The organism is Niveispirillum fermenti, assembly GCF_052474395.1.
Genome location: NZ_CP156679.1, coordinates 383,637 through 409,521, shown reverse-complemented (window position 1 = coordinate 409,521; position 25,885 = coordinate 383,637). Strand labels below are relative to the sequence as shown.

21 protein-coding genes are annotated in these 25,885 nt (G+C 64.5%); 15 read left to right on the top strand and 6 right to left on the bottom strand.

Features of this window, described 5'->3' with window-relative positions:
• Window positions 1-24: 24 nt before the first annotated feature.
• The gene (locus ABC728_RS06160; protein ID WP_416619137.1) at window positions 25-780 is read right to left on the bottom strand and encodes an SDR family NAD(P)-dependent oxidoreductase; all 756 of its coding nucleotides are present in this window, start codon (window positions 778-780) and stop codon (window positions 25-27) included.
• A gap of 154 nt (window positions 781-934) precedes the next feature.
• Here ABC728_RS06160 and ABC728_RS06155 point away from each other — a divergent pair, with 154 nt between their 5' ends.
• From ABC728_RS06155 to arsH, 5 genes are all read left to right on the top strand, one after another.
• Window positions 935-1,537, top strand: a complete 603-nt coding sequence (locus tag ABC728_RS06155) for a TetR/AcrR family transcriptional regulator (RefSeq protein WP_416619138.1) — start codon at window positions 935-937, stop codon at window positions 1,535-1,537.
• A 64-nt stretch (window positions 1,538-1,601) separates the two neighbouring features.
• Window positions 1,602-1,943, top strand: coding sequence for an ArsR/SmtB family transcription factor (locus ABC728_RS06150; RefSeq protein ID WP_416619139.1), 342 nt, complete (start codon window positions 1,602-1,604; stop codon window positions 1,941-1,943).
• A gap of 106 nt (window positions 1,944-2,049) precedes the next feature.
• The gene (gene arsC / locus ABC728_RS06145) at window positions 2,050-2,475 is read left to right on the top strand and encodes an arsenate reductase (glutaredoxin) (protein ID WP_416619140.1); all 426 of its coding nucleotides are present in this window, start codon (window positions 2,050-2,052) and stop codon (window positions 2,473-2,475) included.
• 32 nt (window positions 2,476-2,507) lie between these two features.
• Entirely contained in the window at window positions 2,508-3,575 is a 1,068-nt protein-coding gene (gene arsB, locus ABC728_RS06140; RefSeq protein WP_416619141.1) for an ACR3 family arsenite efflux transporter, read from the top strand.
• A 5-nt stretch (window positions 3,576-3,580) separates the two neighbouring features.
• On the top strand, window positions 3,581-4,399 hold the full coding sequence (arsH, locus tag ABC728_RS06135) for an arsenical resistance protein ArsH (protein ID WP_416619142.1): 819 nt from the start codon (window positions 3,581-3,583) through the stop codon (window positions 4,397-4,399).
• 87 nt (window positions 4,400-4,486) lie between these two features.
• Here the strand turns inward: arsH and ABC728_RS06130 are convergent, their stop codons facing one another.
• Together ABC728_RS06130 and ABC728_RS06125 are read right to left on the bottom strand one after the other, a co-directional pair.
• Window positions 4,487-5,647 carry an enolase C-terminal domain-like protein gene (locus tag ABC728_RS06130; RefSeq protein WP_416619143.1) on the bottom strand — a complete coding sequence of 387 codons (1,161 nt, stop codon included), beginning with the start codon at window positions 5,645-5,647 and terminating at the stop codon, window positions 4,487-4,489.
• Window positions 5,648-5,818: 171 nt separating this feature from the next.
• The gene (locus tag ABC728_RS06125) at window positions 5,819-6,736 is read right to left on the bottom strand and encodes a LysR substrate-binding domain-containing protein (protein ID WP_416619144.1); all 918 of its coding nucleotides are present in this window, start codon (window positions 6,734-6,736) and stop codon (window positions 5,819-5,821) included.
• A gap of 199 nt (window positions 6,737-6,935) precedes the next feature.
• Here ABC728_RS06125 and ABC728_RS06120 point away from each other — a divergent pair, with 199 nt between their 5' ends.
• Window positions 6,936-7,307 carry a RidA family protein gene (locus ABC728_RS06120; protein ID WP_416619145.1) on the top strand — a complete coding sequence of 124 codons (372 nt, stop codon included), beginning with the start codon at window positions 6,936-6,938 and terminating at the stop codon, window positions 7,305-7,307.
• Window positions 7,308-7,401: 94 nt separating this feature from the next.
• Here ABC728_RS06120 and ABC728_RS06115 read toward each other — a convergent pair whose 3' ends face one another.
• Entirely contained in the window at window positions 7,402-10,077 is a 2,676-nt protein-coding gene (locus ABC728_RS06115; protein WP_416619146.1) for a TonB-dependent receptor plug domain-containing protein, read from the bottom strand.
• Between the two features lie 494 nt (window positions 10,078-10,571).
• Here ABC728_RS06115 and ABC728_RS06110 point away from each other — a divergent pair, with 494 nt between their 5' ends.
• From ABC728_RS06110 to ABC728_RS06095, 4 genes are all read left to right on the top strand, one after another.
• Window positions 10,572-11,690 (top strand): NAD(P)/FAD-dependent oxidoreductase, encoded by a 1,119-nt coding sequence (locus tag ABC728_RS06110; RefSeq protein WP_416619147.1) that lies wholly within the window; start codon window positions 10,572-10,574, stop codon window positions 11,688-11,690.
• Window positions 11,671-11,967 (top strand): (2Fe-2S)-binding protein, encoded by a 297-nt coding sequence (locus tag ABC728_RS06105; RefSeq protein WP_445376379.1) that lies wholly within the window; start codon window positions 11,671-11,673, stop codon window positions 11,965-11,967. Before ABC728_RS06110 ends, ABC728_RS06105 begins: the two co-directional genes overlap by 20 nt.
• Entirely contained in the window at window positions 11,964-13,352 is a 1,389-nt protein-coding gene (locus ABC728_RS06100; protein WP_416619149.1) for an FAD-dependent oxidoreductase, read from the top strand. The genes ABC728_RS06105 and ABC728_RS06100 overlap by 4 nt, the downstream gene beginning before the upstream one ends.
• A 61-nt stretch (window positions 13,353-13,413) precedes the next feature.
• On the top strand, window positions 13,414-14,661 hold the full coding sequence (locus tag ABC728_RS06095) for an MFS transporter (protein WP_416619150.1): 1,248 nt from the start codon (window positions 13,414-13,416) through the stop codon (window positions 14,659-14,661).
• 158 nt (window positions 14,662-14,819) lie between these two features.
• On the opposite strand, the gene ABC728_RS06090 is transcribed toward ABC728_RS06095, so the two are convergent.
• Window positions 14,820-16,298, bottom strand: coding sequence for an aldehyde dehydrogenase family protein (locus ABC728_RS06090; RefSeq protein WP_416619151.1), 1,479 nt, complete (start codon window positions 16,296-16,298; stop codon window positions 14,820-14,822).
• A 324-nt stretch (window positions 16,299-16,622) separates the two neighbouring features.
• On the opposite strand from ABC728_RS06090, the gene ABC728_RS06085 reads away from it, so the two are divergent.
• The 3 genes from ABC728_RS06085 to ABC728_RS06075 are packed head-to-tail and all read left to right on the top strand — an operon-like array spanning window position 16,623 to window position 22,424.
• Window positions 16,623-18,971: a TonB-dependent receptor gene (locus tag ABC728_RS06085; protein WP_416619152.1), complete on the top strand. Its 2,349-nt coding sequence runs from the start codon at window positions 16,623-16,625 to the stop codon at window positions 18,969-18,971.
• 49 nt (window positions 18,972-19,020) lie between these two features.
• Entirely contained in the window at window positions 19,021-20,229 is a 1,209-nt protein-coding gene (locus ABC728_RS06080; protein WP_416619153.1) for an acetyl-CoA C-acetyltransferase, read from the top strand.
• Window positions 20,230-20,252: 23 nt separating this feature from the next.
• Window positions 20,253-22,424, top strand: a complete 2,172-nt coding sequence (locus tag ABC728_RS06075; protein WP_416619154.1) for a 3-hydroxyacyl-CoA dehydrogenase NAD-binding domain-containing protein — start codon at window positions 20,253-20,255, stop codon at window positions 22,422-22,424.
• A 5-nt stretch (window positions 22,425-22,429) separates the two neighbouring features.
• On the opposite strand, the gene ABC728_RS06070 is transcribed toward ABC728_RS06075, so the two are convergent.
• On the bottom strand, window positions 22,430-23,320 hold the full coding sequence (locus ABC728_RS06070; protein WP_416619155.1) for a LysR family transcriptional regulator: 891 nt from the start codon (window positions 23,318-23,320) through the stop codon (window positions 22,430-22,432).
• Between the two features lie 110 nt (window positions 23,321-23,430).
• On the opposite strand from ABC728_RS06070, the gene ABC728_RS06065 reads away from it, so the two are divergent.
• Together ABC728_RS06065 and ABC728_RS06060 are read left to right on the top strand one after the other, a co-directional pair.
• The gene (locus ABC728_RS06065) at window positions 23,431-24,339 is read left to right on the top strand and encodes an SDR family NAD(P)-dependent oxidoreductase (protein WP_445376416.1); all 909 of its coding nucleotides are present in this window, start codon (window positions 23,431-23,433) and stop codon (window positions 24,337-24,339) included.
• A gap of 11 nt (window positions 24,340-24,350) precedes the next feature.
• Entirely contained in the window at window positions 24,351-25,817 is a 1,467-nt protein-coding gene (locus tag ABC728_RS06060) for a 3-oxoacyl-[acyl-carrier-protein] synthase III C-terminal domain-containing protein (RefSeq protein ID WP_416619157.1), read from the top strand.
• Window positions 25,818-25,885 lie beyond the last annotated feature (68 nt).

The window sequence follows — 25,885 nt, the reverse complement described above, 5'->3', positions numbered from 1 at the left end:
CCCCCGCAGCATGAAGGGTCGGGATCAGATCTGGTATCCGCCGGACACGTCCAGGATGCCGCCGCTGATATAACCGGCGTCCGGGCCGGCCAGGAAGCAGACGGCCGCCGCCACCTCCTGCACATTGGCGATCCGGCGGATGGCATGGAGGTCCATCATCGCGTCGGGCAGATTGTCGGCGACGGCCGCTGCCATGTCGGTGGGCATGATACCGGGCTGCACGACATTCACAGTGATGTTCCGGGGGCCAAGGTCCCGCGCCACACCCCGGGCATATCCGACGATGGCCGCCTTGGTGCCCGCATAATCCGCCACCCCGGGAAACGCCACACGGCCGCCCAGCCCGGACCCGATGAAGATGATCCGCCCATCATCGGAAAGCGCCCGGGCCGCGGCCCGCGTTGTGGCCACGGCGCCCAGCACATTGACCTGCCATTGCCGGTCCAGTCCCGCCATATCCAGAGCGGGATCATCCACCCGCTGCCCCTGGACCGCAATGGCCGCATTGTTCACCAGGATATCGAGCTTGCCGAACCGGGCAATGACGGCATCGACCAGCGTCTGTGCCGATGCCAGGTCCGCCTGATCGCTTTTGACTGCCAGGGCACGCACACCCTTTGCCCGCAGCTTGTCGGCGACCTGGGCCGCCTTCTCGTCGGATGCCACATAGCTGAATGCGACATCGGCCCCGTTGTCGGCCAGCGTCTCGGCAATGGCCGCACCCAGCCCCCGCGACCCGCCGGTAACGAGCGCGACCTTGCCAGTCAGTGTCTTCTGCATGGAAAACCTCCTTCGATCGACGGACCCGCACGGCCTCATGCCGGCAGCCCGATTTCATAACGATCATTATGGTAACGATCTGTATGATATTTGACAGGATGAGGTCAAGCGGTTTACTAATGATCATTATGAAATTACGAACCAAGCGAAGCTGATGGGACGCCATCGGGAATTCGATGTGGAAAAGGCGCTGGACGCCGTGCTGTGCGTTTTCTGGCGCATGGGCTATGAAGGCGCGTCCTATGCCGACCTGACCAAGGCCGCCGGGGTGGAACGGCCCGCGCTTTATGCCGCGTTCGGCAACAAGGAAGCGATGTTCCGCCGTGCCCTGGACCGCTATTACCAGCGCTATCTGGACTATATACCCGAAGCGCTGGCGCTCCCCACGGCGCGGGAAGTGGCCCGGCATATCCTTTATCAGGCAGCCGAACTCACGACCCGCTATGCGGAGAATACCGGCTGCCTCGGCATCAACGGCGTGCTGGCCGGATCGGATGAGGCCGAGCCCGTGCGCCAGGCCCTGATCGATGCCCGCGCCGCCGGCCAGGCCCGGATTCAAGAGCGGTTTGAACAGGCGAAGGCCGAAGGGGACCTGCCGGATACCGCCGATCCCGAAACCCTTGCCGCGTTCCTGACTGCCATCCTGCACGGCATGGCCGTTCAGGCCAAGGCCGGATACAGCCGTCGAATGCTGGAAGCCGTCGCCGATCAGGCCCTTCGCGCCTGGCCCGAACCCGACGCCCCCACCCTCTCATAACCAGCCACATTGCCGCTCAATGGCAACGCTTGACACATTCCCATAATTCTATGATTATAGAATTATGGAATCAAAAAATGCCATCGAAGCCTTTGCGGCCCTCGCCCAGGATACCCGGCTCTCCATCTTCCGCCTGCTGGTGCGAATGGGGCCCGACGGTCTGCATGCCAGCGAGATCGCCAACCGGGTCGGCGTTCCCGCCTCCACGCTTTCCCACCATCTGGGCATCCTGGAACGGGCGGGTCTGCTGCGATCCTGGCGGGTACAGCGGCAGATTTTCTATGCTGCCGACTATGCGGGGACGCGCAAGCTGGTCGCCTTCATGATGGAGGATTGCTGCCAGGGCCGGCCGGAAATCTGTGGCGGCATCCAGATGCCGGCCTGTACGGGCGATTGCGGGGAATGACCCGCCGACGCCCCATGGAAGGAGACATCATGTCCGTGCGCGCCTTCACCATATTCCTTTTCCGCACCCGCAACTCTGCCCGCAGCATCATGGCGGAGTGCAAGCCGTGACCGGTATCACCATCTATCACAATCCCGACTGCGGCACGTCGCGCAACACGCTGGCCATGATCCGCAACAGCGGCGTGGAACCGACGGTGATCGAGTATCTGAAAACCCCGCCCCCGCGTCAGGCCCTGGCCGATCTGATCGCCCGCATGAATGTGCCGGTACGCGCGGTGCTGCGCGAGAAAGGCACGCCCTATGCCGACCTGGGGCTGGGCGACCCATCCTTGTCCGACGACACCCTGCTGGATGCCATGATGGCGCACCCGATCCTGATCAACCGGCCGATCGTCGTCACGCCGCTGGGCGTGCGCCTGTGCAGGCCATCGGAGAAGGTGCTGGATATCCTGCCCGACGGGCAGAAATCGGCCTTTGCCAAGGAAGATGGCGAAGCTGTCGTGGATGCCGACGGCAATCGGCTGCGTTGATCCCCTTCCGTCAGGTATAAAGGTCCACCATCGTGAGCCAAGCCGCACCCGCCCGCCGCCTCTCCTTTCTCGACCGTTACCTGACCTTGTGGATTTTCGCCGCCATGGTCCTGGGCGTGGTGGCGGGCAGCCTGCTGGAGGGATTGCCGGCGGCACTGGACCGGTTGTCGGTGGGCTCGACAAATATTCCCATCGCCATCGGCCTGATCCTGATGATGTATCCCCCACTGGCCAAGGTCAGGTATGAGGAGTTGCCTCAGGTCTTCGCCGACAAGCGCATCCTGGCCCTGTCGCTGGTCCAGAACTGGATCATCGGGCCGGTATTGATGTTTGCCCTGGCCGTCATTTTCCTGGCCGACCAGCCGGATTACATGACAGGCCTGATCCTGATCGGGCTGGCGCGCTGCATCGCCATGGTGCTGGTCTGGAACCAGTTGGCCTGCGGTTCCAACCAGTATGTGGCGGGGCTGGTCGCCTTCAACTCCATCTTCCAGGTCCTGTTCTTCAGTGTCTATGCCTGGTTCTTCCTGGGCTTTATGCCGCCCCTGCTGGGTCTGGAAGGCAGCGTCATCGATGTCTCTTTCAGAACCATTGCAGAGGCCGTGCTGATCTATCTGGGCATCCCCTTCCTGGCCGGCTTCCTGACCCGCAAGGTCCTGGTTCGCGCCAAGGGAGAGAACTGGTACGAGAACCGGTTTCTGCCGCGCATCTCCCCCCTCACGCTGGCAGCCCTGCTCTTCACCATCGTCGCGATGTTCAGCCTGAAGGGTGGCGACGTGATCCGGCTGCCGCTGGACGCGCTGTCCATCGCCCTGCCGCTGACCCTCTATTTCCTTATCATGTTCCTGGTCAGCTTCTTCATGGGCCGGATGATCGCGGCGGATTATCCCCGCGCCACCGCCGTCGCCTTCACGGCGGCGGGCAATAATTTCGAGTTGGCCATCGCGGTCGCCATCGCCGCTTTCGGACTGGCCTCCCCCGTCGCCTTCGCTGCCGTCATCGGCCCGCTGGTGGAGGTGCCGGTGCTGATCCTGATGGTCCAGTTGGCCCTATGGCTGGGCCGACACTGGTATCCCGCCACCGCACCGGCCAAGGAGTGAACCATATGAACCGTCTACGCCCGCTATCCGACCCCACCCATCTGCCGGCGCTCGATCCTGCCTATGCCAACCAGCGGCCGGGGCTTGGCATGGGGCCTCTGGATCACAAGCCGCGCATTCTGCTGCTCTATGGCTCCCTGCGCGAACGTTCCTTCTCCCGTCTGGCGGTGGAGGAAGCGGCCCGCCTGCTGGAGTATTTCGGGGCGGAGACGCGGATCTTCGATCCATCCGACCTGCCTTTGCCCGACCAGGTGAAGGGCGACGATCATCCGGCCGTACATGCTTTGCGCGAGCATTCCATCTGGTCGGAAGGCCAGGTCTGGTGCAGCCCCGAACGCCATGGCCAGATCAGCGGCATCATGAAGGCGCAGATCGACCATCTGCCCCTGGCCATGGGCGGCATCCGGCCCACACAGGGCCGCACCCTGGCCGTGATGCAGGTGTCCGGCGGCTCGCAAAGTTTCAACGCCGTGAACAGCTTGCGCATCCTGGGCCGCTGGATGCGGATGGTCACCATCCCCAACCAGTCCAGCGTCGCCAAAGCCTTCCAGGAATTTGACGCGGCCGGGCGGATGAAGCCTTCAGCCTATTACGACCGGATCGTCGATGTCATGGAGGAACTGGTCCGTTTCACCGTGCTGATACGCCCCCTTGCCGACCCGCTGGTGGATCGTTATTCGGAGCGGCGACAAGCCGGCAGGCCTGTCGACGCCTCGACCGATCTGGCCACATTGGCCATCGGGGGGAACCTTTCCATCCGGGCGCCGGACCCGGCCACCCCGGCCAATGGCGCAGCGTCCGGGCGGGTTGGAGCGAAGGCCTGACCGTTTTGTTGGCGGCAGTGTTGAGAGCGCGACGCCTCTGTCCGCCTGCGGCCTGGTGGGGGGCCGGCGGCCCCTTCCCCTCCCGCCTCAGCGCACCTGACGGATGGAAAGGGCCAGATGGCGCACATGGGCTTCGTCAACTTCCACGCCCAATCCGGGCCTGTCGGGCAAATGCACCACGCCGTTGCGCACGAAGGCAGCGAAGTCGGTCGGGTCCTCGGCCAGCCGCAGGGTCGACATGAAAGCGTGTCCGGCATCCACCAGATTGGTCATGGTGACGGCATGATGCAGCGATGCGGCCTGAGTGATCCCGAATTCAAGCATGGAGTTCATATAGCAGCGGATGCCGAACGCCTCTGCGATCGTGGCAATCCGCTGCGCCCGGAGCGGCCCGCCATTCTTGCTGCTCTTGATGCTGAAGACGTTGGCGGCGCCCAGGGCGGCCAGGCGTGCCGCCTCGGTCAGGCCGGTCAGCGCCTCATCCGCCGAGATCGGCAGGGTGCTGGCCCGTGCCACCATGGCCAGCCCCTCCAGATCGTCCTTGGCAACCGGCTGTTCCACAAAGGTCAGGCTCGATCCTGCAACCCCCGTCAGGAATTCCAGCGCCTCGTCGCGCGTCCAGCCCTGGTTGGCATCGGCAATCAGCTTCACCCGATGGCCGTACCGCGCCTCCAGCGTGGCGACCCGATGGATCTCCTCCCGCACGGGTGCGACGCCCATCTTCAGCATGAAGGTATGGAAGCCCTGGGCAAGCTTGTCATCGATGATGGCCATGTCATCGTCGGCGGTGCCGGCACCCAGAGGCCACAGCACGGGCAGGCAGGCATGGACCGCACCCCCCAGCAGGGTTGCCACCGGCACCCGCAGCCTTCTGCCCAGAAGGTCGAGCAGCGCCATGCTGACGGCCCCCTTCGCGCAGAGGTGCCCGGCCTGCAGATTGTCCAGAATGGCTTCGATACGCCCCGGTTCCGGCCGGGCTTCACGCAGAATGGCGGGCAACAGCAGATCATGCAGGACGTTACCGGCTTCCCGCGGCGATTCCGCCGTGAAGGGCTGCATCGGGTTTGCCTCCCCCCAGCCCACCAGACCATCGGCGTCGGTCAGCTTGAGCAGAACCGCCCGTGTGCCGGCCAGTGTTCCGTATGATTTGGACAGGTTGTAGGGCCTGCTGAAGGCGACCTCGATCTCGAACAGTTCGGCCGCCACGATGCGCGCCATCGCGGCTGTGCAGGCTGTTTCCCGGATCATCTGTCTCTCCTGAAAGAATATGTGGGGGCGGCAGGCACGGGGCCGCCGGCCGTCACGGTCCGGGTCCCGTTATTCCCTGGCAATTCAACCCAGTGGTATATCGCCCACCAATATTCGTCCAAGTCGATTATCGGCGCAGTGTATTCCCGGAGGTTATGTCCGGCGATGCGTTCAGGGCTGGCGAAGCACGGATGCCGAGATGAACTCGGCCGTCATCCGCACTTCCTGCACGAAGGCATTCACCAGATGGGCGTTCCTGCTGTCGATGCTGCGGCAAAGCTGGAAATGGAAGGGGATTTCGGGTTCGAACCGGCGCACCGCCAACCGGTCCTCCAGCCCGCTTGCCACCAGCGGATGAGCCAGCGACACGCCCAGGCCGGCCGCCACGAATTCGCATAAGGTCGAGGCCACATTGGCGATCATGGCGACCTGCGGCCGGACCTTGTAGGTCTCGAACATGGTGTTGACCCTGTGCCCGAAGGAACTGTCCGGATTGACGGACACGAAGGGAACCCCGTGCAGATCCGGCGGCTCGATCAGGGTTTTGGCCGAAAGGGGATGGTCGCGCGGCATGATGCAGACCAGCGGATGTTCCATCAGCGGTTCAAACATCGCATAGGGATTGTCGAGACCGGGTTCCACCAGCCCGACATCGAGCTTGCGCGTCACCAGCCAATCCACGATCCATTGCGAGGTGAGCGCCTGGACGGAACAGAAGAGGTTCCGTCGATCCTTCAGGAACCCCATGGTCGCGCGCTGGATGAAGGAACCGGCCAGTGCGGGCATCACACCGATGGACAGGCGCCCCTGCTCCTCGCGGCGGATGGCGTCAACGGCATTCTCAACCTGCCGGACGCCCGCAAAGATGCGGTCGATCTTTTCATAGAGACGCATGGCGTGTTCGGTCGGCGCCAGACGGCCCTTCACCCGGTCGAACAGCTTCAGGCCGGTATCGGCCTCCAGATGGGCGATCAGCTTGCTCATCGCCGGCTGCGAGATGTTGATCATCGTGGCGGCACGGCTGATCGTCCCGTTTTCGATCACGGATTTGAAGGCTTCGATCTGGCGAAGATTGATATGTCGCGACATGCCATAACCCCGGGGAATGGGATGGGCCGATATCCGATTTGGACGGATGGAGAATGGCTGGCTAGCCTGATCAGGCGCAAGGGGATTTGGCCCCGTGCGGGCAGGCTGGCGGCCAGCCGACCCGCCGGGTGCCACGGCACCGCGCCTCTTCCACACACCCGACCACCGCAGCCGCCATGAAAGGCTGCAAGGAGAAAGAATGTCCGATATTCAACGCTTTGAAACCAGCGCCCGTGTCAGTCGCGTCGTGATCTGCAACAATATGGTCTTCCTGTGCGGACAGACGGCGGACGACCGCCAGCTTGATATAAGGGGGCAGACCAAGCAGGCCCTGGCGAAGGTCGACAGGCTGCTGGCCGCGGCCGGCACAGACAGAAGCCGCGTGTTGGCGGTCCAGATATGGCTGAAGGATATCGGCCGGGACTTCGCCGGCATGAACGAGGTCTGGGATGCCTGGACCGTGCCCGGCGCGGCGCCGGCACGGGCCACCGCACAATGCGACATGGGCGCACCCGATGTCCTCGTGGAATTCATCGTGACGGCGTCAGTAGCACCGGTGAACGGCAACTGAAACGCGACAATCCCGGCGGCCAGCCGCCGCCGGGACCTGTGCGATGCCATCCGCAGGTTCCGCTGCGCACCACGTGGCGCGCAGCGGAACTGGATTACATCTTGAAGCGGAAGCCCATGCGGAAGGACCGACCCAGCACATCATAAAGCACCGGATTGACGCTGAGCGGTGCCGTGCCGACGCCGGGGCCATAGGCCATCTGCGCCGGGTCCTTGTTCAGCACATTGTCCACCGACAGGAAGCCATCCACCTGATCGGAAAGGCTGATCGTGATGCTGGTGTCGAAATAGATGGCACCGGGCAGATGATTGTCGTTGATCGTCATATTGGCCGTCGTGGAGGCAGGACAGCCCGAGGTACACTGGATATAGGACGTGTTGTAGACACCGGAACTGAAGCCGCGGGCCGTGAACAGGACCGACACGGGATCACGGCTCCACCCCAGGGAGGCCTGATACCGCCAGCGGGGCAACGAATTCTTCAAGGTGCCGTTGGTGCCATTGGTCCCGACCGTGTCCGTCGGCGGCGTGATCCCGTCATCGGAATAGTTCTTCAGATAGCGGGTGGCCATCAGCCTGATGGCCAGGTCGCCATCCAGGAAGGGCTGGCGGTAGCCGGCCTCGAAATCGATGCCGCGGGCGATCTGCTTGGCGAGGTTCACGGGCTGCACCAGGACGGAGGAGATCACGCCGGCCACATCCCGGTCGATCTGGGAACAGAACGCACCATTGCCCTGGAAACACTGGTTCACGACCGTCGCGGCATTGACGGTGGAAATCGCGTCCTTGATGTCGATGTCGTAATAATCCGCCGATGCCGTGAAGCCGGGAAGGAAACGCGGCCGCAGGATCACGCCGACACCCAGGCTGTCCGCCACCTCCGGATCCAGGGAAAGATTGCCCCGCGTCACCTGGAAGGCCGTGGTCGATGCGTTGTTGCGGAACGGATCGTTGAAAGAGGTCGTGGAGGTCTGACTGGCCTGGAACAGTTCCGCCAGGTTGGCCGCCCGGATATCACGCGACCGCGTCGTGCGGAAGGAGATATCGTCGACCGGCGAATAGGTGAGCCCCAGTTTCCAGGTCGTGACATAGCCGGACGTGCTGTAGTGGGTTGCCCGTACCGCCCCGTTGAAATCCAGGCTGCGGGCCCAGGGCTGGTCCGCGGCCAGCGGCACCACGGTTTCCAGGAACCCTTCGGTCACATTGTAGGAACCGAAGCTGGCGGAATAATTGCCGGCGAAGAACGAGCGGGTCGATGACAGGGGGTCATTGCTGCCCGATACGGCTTCGCGCCGGTGTTCCAGGCCGCCCGCCACCGACACCGGCCCGGCCCAGCTAGAGAAGGGCCGGCCCCGCAACGTGCCGGCAAACACATCCTCTTTCAGCTTGGTGCGGCCCCAGGAGGTGCCCAGCACATAATCCAGCGCGGCCTCGCTGACCACGCCGGTGCCGAAGATGTTGTAGGGCACACAGCCATTGCCGGGATTGCTCAGGGTGGAGCGGCAGACGATGGCCCCATTCGCATTGCGCACCGCGTCGATGGCGGCCCGGTAATTCGCGGTGATGCTGATATCGGCCGCCGTGTAGGCGTGGTTCACGCTTTTCTGGCCATAGACATCCCAATCCCAGTCGGATCCGAAAGCCTCGAAATTGCCGCTGGCCCCGGCGACACCCCGCCAGGAAGACCGCCGGGACAGGGCGGGGATGGGTCCCATGTCCTGGTTGAAGGTGCCCAACGTGAAGGGGGCCGTGACCTGATCGGCGATGCTGGCCGGGATGAAGGCATTGTCGGGCTGAATGGTGATGTTCGCGAAATTGAACTGGTTCAGCGTCCGCTGGAACGATTTGGCCCTGCTATAGGACCCCTGCACGAAAACCTGCACATTGTCCGTCACGTCATAGCTGGACCGGATGAACAGGTTCTGTCGCGACAGCCGGGGATCGAGATCGCCGGACCTGGCAAAATCGGCATATTCCCAATCGCCACCCTGCATGAAGGGTGCGCTGATGACCGGTCCATAATTGAACTGGGCAGGAACGCCGCCAGGTCCGAAATAGGTGCCACGCAGCGGCCCCGACGTGATGATGCCGCCGGGCGTCGCCGTCGCGAAGCCGGTATTGGGGCTGACCAGCAACTGCGGCTGGCCATTGGTCGGCGTATAGGCCGGATTGAACATCAGCTTGCTGCCGTCGTACCAATCGCGCGGCACGCCAGAGATACCCTTGTTATAGGCATGTTCCGCGCTGACCAGGATATGGCCACGGCCATCGGCGAAACCCGTGCCCCCGGCCAGGGACAGGTTGTAGTTGCGGCCATCGCCATAGGTGGTGGTGCCGCCCTGTACCTGGCCCTTCAACCCGGTGAAATCCTTGTCGAGCAGGAAATTGACGACCCCGGCCACGGCATCGGAACCCCAGCCGGCCGAGGCCCCGCCGGTGACCACGTCCACCCGCTTGACCAGCGCCTGGGGAAACTGGTTCACATCCACCAGACCGGTCAGTGTCGACGGCCCCACCCGCTGCCCGTCCAGCAGGACCAGGGTGCGGCTGGCACCCAGGCTGCGCAGATTGAGCGCATTGATGCCAACCAGCCCCGCACTGACGAAGCCGACATTGGCGCGCGGCGTGTTGTTGGGCGCCATCGACGGCAATTCGTTCACGAAATCGGCAAGGTTGGCCGGCGCCTTCGCCGCGATCTCCTCGATGCCGATCACCGATGTCGGCGTCGGTGCCTCGTATCCGTCGCGCTGGATACGGGTGGCGGTTACCATGATCTCCTCAAGCACGGCCTCGCCGCGCGCCGCGCCGTCCGGCGGGGAGGACGCGCCCTGCGCAACGGCCCCCCCGCATGACCACAAGGCGACAAGCCCCGCCGTGCCCGCACTGCAAAGCAGTCCGGCACGGGAATTGAACCGACGGTTTCCCCTTTTGGCTTTGGCCACATGAGCCTCCCATTTTTATGTATGCGGTGCCTTATCGTGTGAAGCCATGCCTATTTCTGTCAAAGTCGAAAAACCATGTAGGTTATTCTTACAGGTTATGGATTTTCTTCAACAGCCGGGCCGCCAGAGGCATGGGTATGTCGGTCAGTCCGGCCGCATCCTGGCGAACGCGCCAACCCGGCGGATCGACCGGCGAACGCGATATCGCCGGTCCCGATGGTCGCCGCATACCCCATAACCCAGAGGAATAGCATATGTGATTTATCGAGTTGGACAGACATGGCGTGCGGTGCCTAGGGTCGCTTCATGCGAGAGGGACTTCCATGAACGCCGACATCATTGTCATCGGGGCTGGCCTTGTCGGCTCGGCCATTGCCTACGGGCTGGCAAATCACGGGTTGAAACCCCTGGTGCTGGACGGAGGGGACCGGGATATCCGGGCCTCCAGCGCGAATTTCGGGCTCGTCTGGTCGCATGGCAAGGGCATGGACATGCCCGCCTATCAGCAATTGACCCGTGATTCCGTGGGTCTATGGTCTGACTTCAGCGGCGAGCTCGGCGCGCTGACGGCCATCGACCTGCAATATGAACGCAAGGGCGGCCTGGCCCTCTGCCTGGGCGAAGCGGCCTATGAGCAGCGGCGGACGGAGCTGTTGCGTCTGCACAACCAATATGCCGGCCCTGCCGATTGGGAGATGCTGGACCGCAGGGCCCTGACGGCACTGATGCCGGATGCCGGGCTGGGTCCGGATGTGATCGGCGCCAGTTTCGGACGGCTGGACGGGCAGGCGAACCCGCTCCGCCTGCTGACGGCGCTGCATGCCGGTATCCTGCGCAAGGGGGGGCGTCTGCTGGGGCGCAGCGCCGTGCAGACCATCGGAACCGATCGCAGCGGTTGCTTCCAGGTCGCGTTCACGGGCGGGACAGCGTCGGCCGCCCGTATCGTGATCGCCGCCGGCCTTGCCAGCAAGGCGCTGGCCGCACAGGTCGGGATGGACATTCCGATCCGGCCGCAGCGCGGGCAGATACTGGTCACCGAACGGTTGGCCCCCTTCCTGCCATTGCCAACCATCGGCCTGCGCCAGACGCGGGATGGCACGGTCATGATCGGCGCCACCCATGAGGAGGCCGGCCTCGACACCGCCGCCACAAGCACCGCCGCCGCCGCCCTCAGCGCGGAGGCCGTTCGCACCGTTCCCGCCCTGGGCAATGTGCGGCTGGTCCGGCAATGGGCGGGGCTGCGTATCCTGACCCCCGACAGCTATCCCATCTATGCGGAGTCCGGGACACATCCCGGGGCTTTCGTGGCCCTTTGCCATTCCGGCGTGACCCTTGCGGCAGTGCATGCGGTGCAGGTCGCCGCCGCCATCGCCGCAGGCCGTCTGTCATCCTCCTTTGACGTTTTCCACCAGAGGCGCTTCGATGTTCAGGAAGTTGCATGAGCCGGACCCCGGCGGGCCGGTGATCGACATCGACGGTGTCGCCGTCACCGTCGAACCGGGTGAGACGATTGCCGCCGTGCTGCTGCGACAGGATCAACCCTGGTCGCGCCAGACACCCGTTTCCCAAAGCCCGCGCGCCCCCTACTGCATGATGGGCGTCTGTTTTGAATGCCTGGCGGAGGTCGACGGGACCCGTTCGGTCCAGACCTGCATGAAGCCGGTTCAGGACGGAATGCGCGTCATGCGCCAGATCGGCCGACCGAGGATTTGTGGATGAGCCGCCAGGACCTTCTCATCGTGGGTGCCGGCCCGGCCGGCATGGTCGCGGCCATCGTCGCCCGCCGGCACGGATTGAGCGTGACGGTCATCGACGATCAGCCCGCCCCCGGCGGACAGATATGGCGTTCGGTCGAACAGACCGCCCGGCGGGATGCCATCCTGGGCCCGACCTTCACCGAAGGACGGCCCATTGCCGCGCAGTTCCGGGCCAGCGGAGCCACCTATCGGGCGGCGACCCAGCTTTGGCAGATCGAACGGGGCTATCGCGCCTTTGTCAGCCATGCCGGACAGGCGGAAGTGATCGAGGCCGATACCGTCATCCTGGCCACAGGTGCCCAGGAAAGACCCGTCCCCTTTCCCGGCTGGACGCTTCCCGGCGTGCTGACCGTCGGTGCCGCCCAGATATTGCTGAAGAATGCGGGCCAGGTCCCGGCAGGCCCGCTCCGGATTGCCGGCAGCGGCCCCTTGCCCCTGCTCTATGCGGTGCAGCTTCTGCAGGCCGGCGGCCGGATCGCCTCCTATCTGGACACCACCCCGCCCGGCCGGTGGCGCGCAGCCCTTCGACACCTGCCGGGTGCCCTGCACACGCCCGCCGCCCTGATCAAGGGTCTTAGCTGGATGGCGGCGCTGCGCCGGGCCGGCGTGCCCGTCGTCAGGGGTGCCACCGGGATCGAAGCCATAGGCCGCACCCGGGTGGAGGCGGTGCGTTACCGGACAAGGGGCGGCACCATCGTGACCGCACCGGCAGACACGATACTGGTCCATGAAGGGGTCGTTCCGAACATCCATCTGCCACTGTCACTGGACTGCCTGATGGCGTGGAACGAGGCGCAGGATTGCTTTGCCCCCGTGCTGGATGAGTGGGGGGAGAGTTCGCAGGCCGGGCTTTTCATCGCCGGTGACGGGGCCGGCATCGCGGGGGCAAAGGCCGCCTGTCTGCGCGGCGAACTGGCCGCCCTGCGGGTCGCCGTCAAGGCCGGCCGGCTGGCAACGGCCGATGCGGCAGCGGCGGCACATCGCCCGCGCCGGCAGCTTGATCGCGAACGCGCCGTGCGCCCGCTTCTCGACAGTCTTTTCCGGCCGCGCCCTGAAATCTTTGCGCCATCTGATGACACCATCATATGCCGGTGCGAGGAAGTCACCGCGGGGGAGGTCAGGGCGCTGTGCGGCATGGGCATGCCCGGACCCAACCAGATCAAGGCCGCCACCCGCACCGGTATGGGACCCTGCCAGGGCCGTCAATGCGGCTATACGCTGACCCGGCTGCTGGCGGCCGCACAGGGGCGCCCGCCAGGGGAGGTCGGCTTCCTTCACGTCCGTCCCCCCTTGAAGCCCGTGACCCTTGGCGAACTGGCTTTGCTGGATCGCCCGCCCCCACCCTGATCCCCAGGGGCAGGGGGTGGGTTTACGCAGAAAACTCAAGCCGTTGGGACGGAAATATTCCATGAAGGCGCGCCACAAGGTTCTCTCGATCCTGTTCGTCACCTGGATCATCTCCGGGATCGACCGGATGGCCATCTCCGTCGCGATCCCCTATATCGCCGCGGATTACCAGCTCACCCCGATGCAAAGCGGCATTCTGATGAGCGCCTTCTTTGCCGGATATTCCCTTTCGCAAATCCCCGGCGGCATGCTGGCGGACAGGTTCGGCGTGCGCAAGGTCGCCACGCTGGCCATGCTGTGGTGGTCCGCCTTCACCGCCATTACCGGCGTCGCCGCCAATTTCATGCAGATGCTGGTCGTGCGGTTCCTGTTCGGTCTTGGCGAAGGGGTTTATCCGGCTTGCGCCTTCAAGACCATCGCCACCTGGTTTCCCCGGCAGGAACGGGCCACGGCGAACGCGATCATGCTGGCGTCCAACCCCCTTGGTGTGGCCATCAGCCCGCTGATCGTCGTGGCCATCATGTCGGTATGGGGCTGGAAGGCCGTCTTCTTTCTGCTTTTCATTCCCGGCGTGCTGTTCGCCGCGGTCTTCTGGAAGCTGGTCGCCGACAGGCCATCGGAAGCCAGGAACATCACGGCGGCGGAATTGACGGAGATCGGCCAGGAAGAGTTGCCCGGTCCGGGCGAAAGAAAGGCCGGCATCCTGGAGGCGGTAAAAGAGCCGAATATTATCCGGTACTTCCTTATCCTGTTCAGCTTCAACATCACATTCTGGGGGTTCACCACCTGGATGCCGACCTATCTGGTACAAAGCCGGGGGTTTTCGATGATGCAGATGGGTATCGTGGTATCGCTGCCGTTCTTTGCCGGAACGGTGGGCAGCGTCCTCGGCGGCTGGATCTCTGACAGATATTTCAGCAACCGGCGGCGGCTGGCCATTGTGGCAACCCAGATACCATCCGCTTTCTTCCTTTACATGACCTTCACGGCGAGTTCGCCGCAGATGCTGATCATATCGCAGACGCTTGCCGGATTTTTCCTGGCTTCCTTCTTCACGGCCTTCTGGGCGTTGCCCATGAACACCGTCCCGAAGAAGCTGATGGGGGTGACGAGCGGCTTCATCAACATGGCAGGTCAGATTGCGGCCTTCATTTCTCCGCTGATGCTCGGGTTTCTGGTTGAAGCGATGGGTGGGGATTTCAACATGACCTTCCTGCTTCTGATCGTCTCACTGCTGATCTCGGCCATGATCGCGCTGACCCTCCCCGGCGGGCCGCGGCCCCGGTCGGCCAGTCAGGCGGATGGATAATACCAATTCCCGATGAGCTGGACTCATCGGGAATTGGTTCGGCGGCGACGGCCGCGTGCAGCCCAGGCCGCAGATGCGGCGCCAGCGTTCCAGGAACCGAAAGGAAGACCCCGTATCTCCGGTCAACGGAAATAAGGGGTCTGAAGATGATGCAAGCATCAAAGCGCAGTGATGATGCTTTTCGTTTCCATGAAGGCGGACAGCCCCTCGGCACCGCCTTCGCGGCCCCAGCCCGATTGCTTGAAGCCACCGAACGGCAGGGCCGGGGCGACGATCATGCCGCTATTGACGGTGATCGTGCCCGCCTTGACCTGCCGGGCCAGCCGGTAGGCGGCGGCGACATCCCGGCTCCAGATATTGGCTGACAGGCCGTACACCGTTTCGTTGGCCAGCCGGGCCAGATCAGCCGGATCGTCATAGGGCGTGACCACCAGCACCGGCCCGAAAATCTCCTCCCGCGAAACCGTCGCCCTGGCATCCGGGTCGAGCAGGATGGTCGGCGCGACGAAATAGCCCCGGTCGCCGGCGGCATGCCCGCCGGTGATGACACCCACCCCCTCCCGTCGGGCACCCTCGATATAGGACAGCACGCGGTGTTGCTGCGCCGCAGACACGAGCGGCCCCAGCGTGGTCGCCGGATGCATGCCGGGGCCGATCCGCAAGGCAAGGGCCTGCTGTACCAGCCCATCCATCACCCGATCCACCACCGTGCGGGCCACCAGCAGGCGGGAACCCGCCGCGCACATCTGTCCGGCATTGCGGAAAATGCCGCCGGCAACACTGGGGATGGCGCGGTCCAGATCGGCATCCTCCATCAGGATGGTCGGCGACTTGCCCCCCAGTTCCAGTGTCAGGCGCTTCAGATTGCCCTGCGCTGCGGTCAGCAGGGTCTTCCCCACAGGCGTGGAACCGGTGAAGGAGATTTTGTCGACATCGTCATGGGCCGCGAGGGCGGCGCCCGCGACACTCCCCAGGCCGGACACGATATTCACCACGCCCGGCGGCACGCCCGCCTCCAACAGCACTTCCCCCAGCCGCAGCAGGGTCAGCGATGTCTGCTCCGCCGGTTTCACCACCATCGTACATCCGGCGGCCAGGGCCGGTGCAATCTTCACCACCGCCTGAACCAGGGGGAAGTTCCAGGGCGTGATGATGGCCACCACGCCGACGGGCTCACGCAGCGTCATGGCCATGAAGGTGCCGGGCAGGTCGACGGTCGGCGTTTCGCCCGTGATCTTGGTACACCAGCCCGACCAGTAGCGGAACGCGCCGATAGCCAGTTGAAGATCCGCCGCACGCGCCGCACTGACAGGCTTGCCATTGTCCAGCGTTTCAAGCTCGGCAAATTCCTGGGCGCGTGCTTCCAGCAGGTCGGCAACCCGCCAAAGAACCTGGGCACGCCGGCCGGCCGTCAGTCCCGTCCAGGCACCGGTATCGAACGCGCGGCGGGCGGCGGCCACAGCCATATCCACATCAGCCGCCGTGCCTGCGGGGATGGTGGCAAAAGGCTGTTCATCGGCAGGGTTGATGGCCTCCATCCGCGCGCCACCGGATGCCTCGCGCCACGTCTCCCCGATCAGCATCCGGAACGGGCGGCCAAGCGAGACACGTGTCGCATCGGCAATGTCCGTCATCATCCGGCCTTCTCCCTCGAACATTTCCAAGAATAATTGGTATGACAGGCCACCGGCGGTGCGGCTGGCATACGGATTTTCTAAGGGAAGCGGAGGCGCAATCCGCAATTCCTTCTTGGACGGCGATATTCCAGCGAAGCATGGCGCCGACCGGCAGGCGCGCAACATTCCCCAAAGGAATAAAGGGCCAGCAAATTGAATTTTACAATCACCCGGCCGCCCTCTTTCCTCTCAGGAACAAATGGATGAACAAGCAGCCCGCCGGCATCAGCCGAAGGGCGGTGGCATCGCGGACAGCAGACCGCGATGCCTGAAGGGAGGAAGAAAATGAAGCGTAACCATGCAGGCCGGTCCGTGCTGTTGATGGCGACGGCGTTGAACACCGTCCTGTGGCCGTCCATCGCCCTGGCCCAGGCTGCGCCCGCACCGGCCGCCGCCGACGGACAGAACAGCGCCATCGTGCTGGAAGAGATCATCGTCACCGCGCAGAAGCGCGAGCAGTCATTGAATGACGTGCCCATGTCGATCACCGCCATCACCGGCGACGACCTGATCGCCCGCGGCATAACCGATGTGGAAGACCTGGCCAAGGTGACACCGGGCCTCAGCTTTACCGAAAGCGGCTCCGGCACCCCGGTCTTCACGCTGCGCGGCGTCGGCTTCTTCGACACCACCCTGGGCGCCAAGCCCAGCGTCGCCGTCTATACCGACGAAGTGCCCCTGCCCTTCTCCATCATGGCGCAAGGCGCCGCGTTGGATCTGGCGCGCGTGGAAGTGCTGAAGGGGCCGCAGGGCACATTGTTCGGCCAGAACGCCACGGGTGGCGCCCTGAACTATGTCGCGGCCAAGCCGACACGCGATTTCGCCGCCGGGATGACCGCCAGCATCGCCCGCTTCAACAGCTTTGAAACGTCGGGCTATGTCAGCGGCCCGCTGGTGGGCGATGTCGTGGCCGCCCGCCTGTCGGCCCGTGCGGTGCGCAGCGGCGACTGGCAGGAAAGCTATACCCGTGACGACAGCCTGGGCGCCAAGCGCTTCTATCAGGGTCGCCTGCTGCTGGATGTGACGCCGTCCGACGATCTGAAATTCACGATCAATATCAACGGCTTCAAGGACAAGTCGGACACTCAGGCCGCACAGTTGATCGCGCGGGTCTATTCCGCCCCGGCCGCCACCGGCAACATCCCCAATGTTGTCGGCTACCCCGTCGCGCCGGACAATAACCGCGCCGCCGACTGGGACCCGGACCAGTCGCTGAAGCGGGATAACGGCTTCTATCAGGCATCGTTGCGCGGTGACCTGGATATCACCGATAATTTGCAGCTCACCTCCATCACCGCCTATTCCGACATGGAAGTGGACCAGTTGGTCGATCAGGACGGTACGGACCAGCGCGCGTCCCTGACCAATGTCCGCGGCAGCCTGTCGGCCTTTTCGCAAGAACTGCGCCTGACGGGGGTGGTGGGACCGGCGGTCATCGTGGCCGGTGCCAGCTATGCCAGGGAAAGGTCGAACGAGAACAGCCTGTACCAGTTCCCGTATACAACCAGTTCCTTTACCACCATCCCCGGCATGCGCACGCTGAGTTCCGGGTTGCGGGGCAAACAGGATTTCGACAACAGGGCCTTGTTCGGCAATGTCGACATCGATCTGACCGATGAGATCACGGCCCATGGCGGCGTGCGTTATACCAAGGTCGATCTGGATTACCGGTCCTGTGCTGTCAGCGGTGATGCGACATCGGCCGCCACATACAGCACGCTGGTCAATGTCGTGCGCGGCCGCGTCGGCCTGGCACCCATCGCACCCTTGCAGGCCAACCAGTGCGTCACGCTGGACGCCACGGCCACACCGGGCGAGGTCGTCCAGTCGCTGAACGAGGATAATGTCTCCTGGCGCCTGGGCCTGGACTGGAAGCCGCTGCCGCGGACCCTGTTCTATGTGAATGCCAGCAAGGGTTACAAGTCGGGCAGCGCCCCCACCCTGCCGGCCATCGAGGCCTCGACCCTGTCGCCCGTCACGCAAGAGTCCGTCATGGCCTATGAGGTCGGCTTCAAGGCGACCGTCATTCGCGGCGCCCTGGACGCCAATGGCGCCCTGTTCCATTACGATTACGATGACAAGCAGTTGCTGGCCCGCCGGCCCACGGTGCTGGGCAACCTGCCGGGCCTGGTGAATGTGCCGAAATCGCGGATCCAGGGGGCCGAAATCCAGGTCAATGCCTATCCGGCCGAAGACATTCGGATCAGCCTGGGCGGCACCTGGCTGGACAGCAAGGTGACGGGCAGCTTCATCAACTCCACCATCCTGGGCGCCACGGCGGACTTCAAGGGTGATGCCTTCCCTTATACGCCCAAATATCAGCTTGTCGGGGATGCCGAGTATCGCACGCCGGTGAGCGACAGGCTGGATGGCATCCTGGGTCTGAACGCCACCTATCGCAGCGCCACCAATGCCGGTTTCGGCGGCGACCAGCGTCTGCAGATCGACGCCTACACGCTGGTGGATGCGCGGTTCGGCATCGCCGCCAATGACGACCAGTGGGCGGCGAGCCTGTTCGTCCATAATGTGTTCGATGAATATTACTGGAATAACGTCGCCCGTCTGTCCGACGTGGTGCGCCGTTACACGGGCATGCCACGCACCTACGGCATCCAGCTCAGCGTCAAATATTGACAGAAACCGTGCCGGGGGGCGTCAACCCTCCGGCCTGCTTGGAGGCGGCATGGAAGCCTATATCTACGACGCGATCCGCAGCCCCCGCGGACGCGGCAAGCCCGACGGCGCCCTGCATGAGGTGACGCCGGTGGCGCTGGCCGCCCAGGTGCTGGCCGCCATTCCCGACCGCAACGGCATCGACAGCGCACAGATCGGGGATGTGATTCTGGGCTGTGTCACGCCGGTGGGTGAACAAGGTGCTGACATCGCCCGCGTCGCGGCACTGATGGCCGGTTACCATCAGGATGTGCCGGGCGTGCAGGTGAACCGGTTTTGCGGGTCCGGCCTGGAAGCGGTGAATATCGCGGCGGCCAAGGTCATGTCCGGTGAGGTGGCGTTGGCCATCGGCGGTGGCGTGGAAAGCATGAGCCGCGTGCCCATGATGTCCGATGGCGGCGCCCTGGCCAGCGATCCGGCCGTCGCCTACCAGACCTATTTCGTGCCGCAGGGGATCGGCGCCGACCTTCTGGCCACGCTGCACGGTTTTACGCGAACCGCCTGCGATGCCTTTGCCGTGGAAAGCCAGCGCCGCGCCAAACGCGCCTGGGACGAAGGGCGGTTCGACCGGTCGATCCTGCCGATCCGCGATGTCATCGGGCAGGTCCTGCTGGACCGTGACGAACATATGCGGCCCGATGCCGACCTGCAGGCACTGGGCACCTTGAAGCCGGCCTTCGAGGATATGGGCCGGAAAATGCCCGGCTTCGACGCCACGGCCCTGCTGCGCTATCCCACGGTGGAACGGATCGAGCATGTCCATCATGCCGGCAACAGTTCCGGCATCGTCGATGGGGCGGCCGCCGTGCTGGTCGGATCGCCAGAGGCGGGACAGCGGCTGGGCCTGCGGCCGCGCGCCCGTATCCGGGCCATGGGGTCCATCGGGTCGGAACCGACCATCATGCTGACCGGGCCGGAACGCATCGCCCGAAAACTGCTGGACCGGACCGGCCTGTCCGTCGCCGATATCGACCTGTGGGAGATCAACGAGGCGTTTGCCAGCGTCGTGCTGCGCACCATCCAGGCGCTGGACCTTGATCCCGACCGGGTGAATGTCAATGGCGGCGCCATTGCCATGGGCCATCCGCTGGGCGCGACCGGCGCCATGATCCTGGGCACCGCCCTGGATGAGTTGGAACGCAGCGGCCGGCAGACCGCCCTGGTCTGCCTGTGCGTCGCTGCCGGCATGGGCACCGGCGCCATCATCGAGCGCGTCTGATATTCCGTCACGGAGCTTTGAGAATGACCCCATCCATCCGTTACGACATCGACGCCGACGGCATCGCCACCCTGACCATCGATGTGCCGGGCCAGTCGATGAATGTCATTGGCGCGGCGTTCCTCAGCGACTTTGCCTCACTGCTTGACCGGATCAGCGATGACGACAGCGTGAAGGGCATCGTCATCGCATCGGGCAAGCAAAGCGGCTTCATGGCGGGCATGGACCTGAAAGCCATGGAGGCGTTGTTGGCCGGTGGCGACGATATGGGCGGCCTGTTCGAGCGGGTGTTCGACCTGAACCGCCTGCTGCGCCGGCTGGAAACCTGCGGAAAGCCTGTTGCCTGCGCCATCGAAGGGGCGTGCCTGGGCGGCGGGTTCGAACTGGCGCTGGCCTGCCATTACCGTGTTGCCGGCGATGATCCCAGGACACAACTGGGCCTGCCGGAATGTCTGCTGGGCCTGATCCCCGGCGGCGGCGGAACACAGCGCATGCCGCGCCTGACCGGCGTGCAGACGGCCCTGACCCATATGCTGCAGGGCAAGCTGTTCCGCCTGGCGGACGGGCTGGTGCTGAAGCTGCTGGATGCGGTGGTGCCGGCGGGCACGGCGCTGGCTGCCGCACGGGCCTGGGTCGCGGCCAATCCCGACGCGCATCGTCAGCCCTGGGACCGCAAGGGCTTCAAGGTGCCGGGCGGCGCGGGTGCCATGAACCCCGCCTTCGTGCAGAATTTCATCGGCGCGGTACCGATGATGGTGAAACAGACCCAGCATAATATCCACGGGCCCGCCGCCCTGCTGTCCGCCGTCTATGAAGGGCTGCAACTGCCCATGGACCGGGCCATCCGGGTGGAATCCAAATATTTCGCCAAAGTTCTGGCCGATCCCCAGGCCCGGTCCATGGTGCGCACCCTGTTCGTGAACAAGCAGGCGGCCGAACGCGGCGCCCGGCGGCCGGCCACAGTCGCACCCGCCCCCACGGCCAGGCTGGCCATGCTGGGTGCCGGCATGATGGGGGTGGGCATCGCCAGTGTGGCGGCCCAGGCGGGGATGGAGGTCGTGCTGCTGGACCGCGACATGGCGGCGGCAGAGAAAGGCAAGGCGCATGCGCAGGCCGAACTGGCTGCACGTGTCGCCAAGGGCAGCCTGAATGAGGAAAAGGCGGCACAGATCCTGGCCCGCATCATTCCCGCCACGGATTTTGCCGCCCTGGCCGGATCGGATTTCGTGATCGAGGCGGTGTTCGAAGATCCCGGCATCAAGGCCGAGGTGACGCGCAAGGTGGAGGCGGTACTGGGCCCCGATACGATCTTCGGCTCCAACACCTCCACCCTGCCCATCGGCACGCTGGCCGGCGCCTGGTCGAAGCCGGAGAATTTTATCGGCATCCATTTCTTCTCACCCGTGGAGCGCATGCCCCTGGTGGAGGTAATCCTGGGACCGAAGACCGGCGACCGGGCGCTGGCCAAGGCGCTGGACTTCATCGCCCAGATCCGCAAGACGCCCATCGTCGTCAATGACAGCCGGGGCTTCTACACATCGCGCTGCTTTGCGACATATGTCGGCGAAGGCACGGCGATGCTGGCAGAGGGCATCAATCCGGCCCTGATCGAGAATATGGGCCGGCAGCTTGGCATGCCCGTGGGGCCGCTGGCCGTGTCGGACGAGGTGTCCATCGAGCTGGGCCTGAAGGTCATGCAGGCGACCCGTGACGCCCTGGGCCCGGCCTATCGGCCCAGTGCGGCCGACCATGTGCTGGAAAAGATGGTCATCCAACTGGACCGGCGCGGCCGCAAGAATGGCCGGGGCTATTACGACTATCCGGCCGATGGCGGTTCCAAGCGCCTGTGGCCCGGTCTGACGCAGCATTTCCATCCCGCCGCCGACCAGCCATCGGCAGAGGATGTGCGCGAGCGGCTGCTGTACCGGCAACTGATCGAATGCGCGCGCTGCCTGGAGGAAGGGGTGCTGTCGGCGCCGGAGGATGGTGATATCGGTGCCATTTTCGGCTGGGGCTTCGCCGCCCACACGGGCGGACCGTTCAGCCATATGGACAATCTGGGGATCGGGACGGTGGTGCGAAAGCTGGACCGGCTGGCCAGCCTGCACGGCAACCGTTTCACGCCGACGGCGCAGTTGCGGGAGATGGCGGCCAGCGGGCGGCGCTTTTACCCCGTATCCGCGTTAAGCGCATAAAGCACTTACCCCTGTGTTTCCTTCACCGCGCGGATGAAGGCGCGCACGATGGGCTTTGGGTCCCAGCGCTTGCGGACCGCACAGCACATGGTGGAAGGCGGCAGCAGGTTCATATCTTCCAGCGCCACAAAATCCGCCCGGAAAGCGGGGGTGCCGGCAAAGAACTCCGTGGTGACGCCGATGGCGTTCGTCTGGGCCACGATCTGCCGGACCAGAGGGAAATAATCCACGACATGCACCCGCTTGTGCCATTCGATATTGGCATCCTCGTAAATCTTGCGGACAGCCACGCCATAAGGGCGGCCGTCGGACGGGCTGACAAAGTCGAATTCCGCCAGGTCGGTGGCCGTGATCGACGGCCGTTCCAGCAATGGGTGCCCCTTGCGCACAAAATTGATGGAACGGACGGCCCGGATGGTTTCGCGATGAATATCCGGCCAGTCGGCATAGGCAGCATCGAAGCCCAGCGCGACATCGACGGTGCCGGCGCGCAGCAATTGCACCGTCCGCTCGAAGGTCGATCCGCTGACATCGACCTTGATGCCGGGATGGCGTTTCAGCAGCAGGGCGAGCGGCGCCAGCAGACGCCATTCCAGCGAGGCAGGTCCCACCCCGATGCGCAGCGTGCCGGCATAGTCCCGGTCCTGTTCGGCAGGCCGGCGCAGCAATTCGCGCGTGTCATCCACCAGCCGGGCCGCACGATCGATGAAGTCGCGCCCTTCCGCCGTCAGGAACGATCCGCGCGGCGTGCGGTGGAAGATCGAATAGCCGATCTGTTTTTCCAGGCTGGCCACACTTTTGGTGATCGCGGACTGGGTGACCCCCACCGCTTCGGCGGCGGCCGTGATGGAACCGGTGCGGGCGACGGCGACGACGTAGTTCAGCCGGAGATCCATGGCGGGTCATTCCATCAAGGCATGTTGATGACTACAAATGAATTTGACGCTTATGTCGGTTCGATCCAGGCTGCAAGCAGAAAATGGGAAGGAAGCTCGCCATGAACGCGATGAGCATGCTGACGGGAAAGACCATCGTGGTCACCGGCGCCGGCCGGGGGATCGGTGCCGCCATTGCCCGGCTTTGCGCCCAGGAAGGGGCCAGGGTGCTGGTCAATGATCTGGGTGTTTCGCCCGATGGGGATGGCACCGATGCGCGCCCCGCCGACCAGGTGGTGGCGCAGATCCGGGCCGCCGGAGGCACTGCCATGGCCAACCATGCCAGCGTCGCCGATCCGGATGGGGCAGCCTCAATTATTTCGGACGCGGTCGGGCATTTCGGGCGTATCGACGCCGTCATCAACAATGCCGGCTTCCTGCGCGACAGCATCTTTCACAAGATGAGCCTGGCCGACTGGAACGATGTGCTGAACGTGCATCTGACCGGCTGCTTCCTGGTCTCCCGCGCGGCGGCGCCGCACTTCCGGGAACAAGGCTCGGGCGCCTTCGTGCATTTCACCTCCACCACCGGCCTGATCGGCAATGTGGGGCAGGCGAATTACGGGGCGGCCAAGGCGGGCATTGTCGGCCTGTCCACCGCCATCGCGCTGGATATGCAGCGTTTCGGCGTGCGCTCCAACTGTGTGGCGCCGACGGCCTGGACACGGCTGGTCGACAGTGTGCCGCTGGACAGCGTCAACCGCGACAAGGCGGAAAAGCTGAAATCCCTGACGCCGGAGAAGATCGCACCGCTGGCGGCCTATCTATGCGCCGATGATGCGGCCGACATTACCGGCCAGATTTTCGGCGTGCGCGGGGATGAGGTTTTCCTCTATTCCCGGCCGACCATCCTGCGCACCATGCATAATGCCACCGGCTGGACCCCGCAAAGCTGCGCCGACACGTTGATGCCGGCCCTGCGGTCCAGCATACAGCCGCTGCGCAGCGCCTCCGAGATCATCAATTGGGACCCGCTGTGATGGGAGCCGGCATGACCAAGGTCGGCATCAGCGCCGCCGGCGCCTATGTACCAATGCTGCGCCTGCAACGCCGGACCATCGCCGCCGCCACCGCCTGGTACAATCCCGCCCTGGCCAGCCTGGGCAAGGGTGAACGGTCCATGGCCAATTGGGATGAGGATGCGGTCACCATGGCGGTGGAGGCGGCACGCGACTGCCTGACCGGGCGCGACCGGCAGGAAATAGGGCGCCTGTTCCTGGCTGCCACCACCCTGCCCTTCGCCGACCGGCAGAATGCCGGGATCGTGAAGGAGGCACTGACCCTGCCCGATGCGGTCGGGTCGATGGATGTCGGCGGGTCGCAGCGGGCGGGCACGACCGCCCTGCTGTCGGCACTGGACGCGGCACGCGCGGCCGACGCCTCCGTGCTCTGCCTTGCCGCCGACAAAAGACCGGCGCGGCCGGCATCCACGGATGAATTCCTCAATGGCGACGGGGCGGCCGCCCTGCTGGCCGGGACGCGGGACCTGATCGCGGAACTGATCGGCCATTACAGTGTGACCGTCGATTTCGTCGATCATTATCGCGCCAGCGACCGTGACCATGATTACGCCTGGGAAGGGCGCTGGGTCCGGGACGAGGGCTATCTGCGCCTGCTGACGGGGGCCATCCGCGATGGGCTGGACCGCAACGGCGTCAGTGCCACGGATATCGATCACCTGATCCTGGCCCTGCCCGCACCGGGGGTCGATGCTCAGGTCGCCAAGGCTGTCGGTATTCCGGCTGAACGGGTAGTGGACGGGATGCATGGCGATCTGGGCTATACCGGTGCGGCCCACCCGCTTCTGCTGCTGGCCCGGCTGCTGGCCACTGTTAAGCCCGGCAAGTGCATTGCCCTGGCTGCCTTCGGACAGGGCGTCGATCTGCTGCTGTTCCGCACCACCGGCCTTGCGGGTCACGGTGCGACCGGTCTGGGCGTCGATGGCTGGCTGGCCCGGCGGCGGCCGGAGGAAAATTATCTGAAGCACCTGCATTTCCGGGGCGAGGTTACGCTTGAGGCCGGCATGCGCGCCGAACTGGACCTCAAGACCTCGCATGCCGCCCTTTACCGCGACCGGAAAACCGTCCTGGGATTGGTTGGCGGGAAATGCCGGGTGACCGGGACGGTGCAATATCCGAAAAGCGCCGTCTCCGTCGCCCGCAATGCCCGGATGGTGGACACGCAGGATGATCATCCGCTGGCCGACCGGCCGGCGCGGCTGGTCACTGTCACCGCCGACCATCTGGCCTTCTCCCCCGACCCGCCCAGCCATTACGGCATGATCGATTTCGACGGCGGCGGCCGGATGATCGCCGACATCGTCGATGTGGGCGATATGGTGCCGCAGCCGGGTGCGCGCATGCGCATGATGTTCCGGATCAAGCGCATCGATGCCCGTGGCTTCACACAATATTTCTGGAAAGCCGCCCCGGATGCAGGGGCTCCCGAGGTTGCCTGACTTGCGGGGCTCTCAGGTTCGCCGGGATGACGGTAAAGACTTCATTCATGATCAGGAAAATCCTGGTT

Excerpts from the sequence above, each read along its gene's own strand:
- ABC728_RS06160 (WP_416619137.1), bottom strand. The coding sequence starts at position 780 with ATGCAGAAGACACTGACTGGCAAGGTCGCGCTCGTTACCGGCGGGTCG.
- ABC728_RS06155 (WP_416619138.1), top strand. The coding sequence starts at position 935 with ATGGGACGCCATCGGGAATTCGATGTGGAAAAGGCGCTGGACGCCGTG.
- ABC728_RS06150 (WP_416619139.1), top strand. The coding sequence starts at position 1,602 with ATGGAATCAAAAAATGCCATCGAAGCCTTTGCGGCCCTCGCCCAGGAT.
- arsH (WP_416619142.1), top strand. The coding sequence starts at position 3,581 with ATGAACCGTCTACGCCCGCTATCCGACCCCACCCATCTGCCGGCGCTC.
- ABC728_RS06130 (WP_416619143.1), bottom strand. The coding sequence starts at position 5,647 with ATGATCCGGGAAACAGCCTGCACAGCCGCGATGGCGCGCATCGTGGCG.
- ABC728_RS06125 (WP_416619144.1), bottom strand. The coding sequence starts at position 6,736 with ATGTCGCGACATATCAATCTTCGCCAGATCGAAGCCTTCAAATCCGTG.
- ABC728_RS06120 (WP_416619145.1), top strand. The coding sequence starts at position 6,936 with ATGTCCGATATTCAACGCTTTGAAACCAGCGCCCGTGTCAGTCGCGTC.
- ABC728_RS06115 (WP_416619146.1), bottom strand. The coding sequence starts at position 10,077 with ATGGTAACCGCCACCCGTATCCAGCGCGACGGATACGAGGCACCGACG.
- ABC728_RS06110 (WP_416619147.1), top strand. The coding sequence starts at position 10,572 with ATGAACGCCGACATCATTGTCATCGGGGCTGGCCTTGTCGGCTCGGCC.
- ABC728_RS06105 (WP_445376379.1), top strand. The coding sequence starts at position 11,671 with ATGTTCAGGAAGTTGCATGAGCCGGACCCCGGCGGGCCGGTGATCGAC.
- ABC728_RS06100 (WP_416619149.1), top strand. The coding sequence starts at position 11,964 with ATGAGCCGCCAGGACCTTCTCATCGTGGGTGCCGGCCCGGCCGGCATG.
- ABC728_RS06095 (WP_416619150.1), top strand. The coding sequence starts at position 13,414 with ATGAAGGCGCGCCACAAGGTTCTCTCGATCCTGTTCGTCACCTGGATC.
- ABC728_RS06090 (WP_416619151.1), bottom strand. The coding sequence starts at position 16,298 with ATGATGACGGACATTGCCGATGCGACACGTGTCTCGCTTGGCCGCCCG.
- ABC728_RS06085 (WP_416619152.1), top strand. The coding sequence starts at position 16,623 with ATGAAGCGTAACCATGCAGGCCGGTCCGTGCTGTTGATGGCGACGGCG.
- ABC728_RS06080 (WP_416619153.1), top strand. The coding sequence starts at position 19,021 with ATGGAAGCCTATATCTACGACGCGATCCGCAGCCCCCGCGGACGCGGC.
- ABC728_RS06075 (WP_416619154.1), top strand. The coding sequence starts at position 20,253 with ATGACCCCATCCATCCGTTACGACATCGACGCCGACGGCATCGCCACC.
- ABC728_RS06070 (WP_416619155.1), bottom strand. The coding sequence starts at position 23,320 with ATGGATCTCCGGCTGAACTACGTCGTCGCCGTCGCCCGCACCGGTTCC.
- ABC728_RS06065 (WP_445376416.1), top strand. The coding sequence starts at position 23,431 with ATGAGCATGCTGACGGGAAAGACCATCGTGGTCACCGGCGCCGGCCGG.
- ABC728_RS06060 (WP_416619157.1), top strand. The coding sequence starts at position 24,351 with ATGACCAAGGTCGGCATCAGCGCCGCCGGCGCCTATGTACCAATGCTG.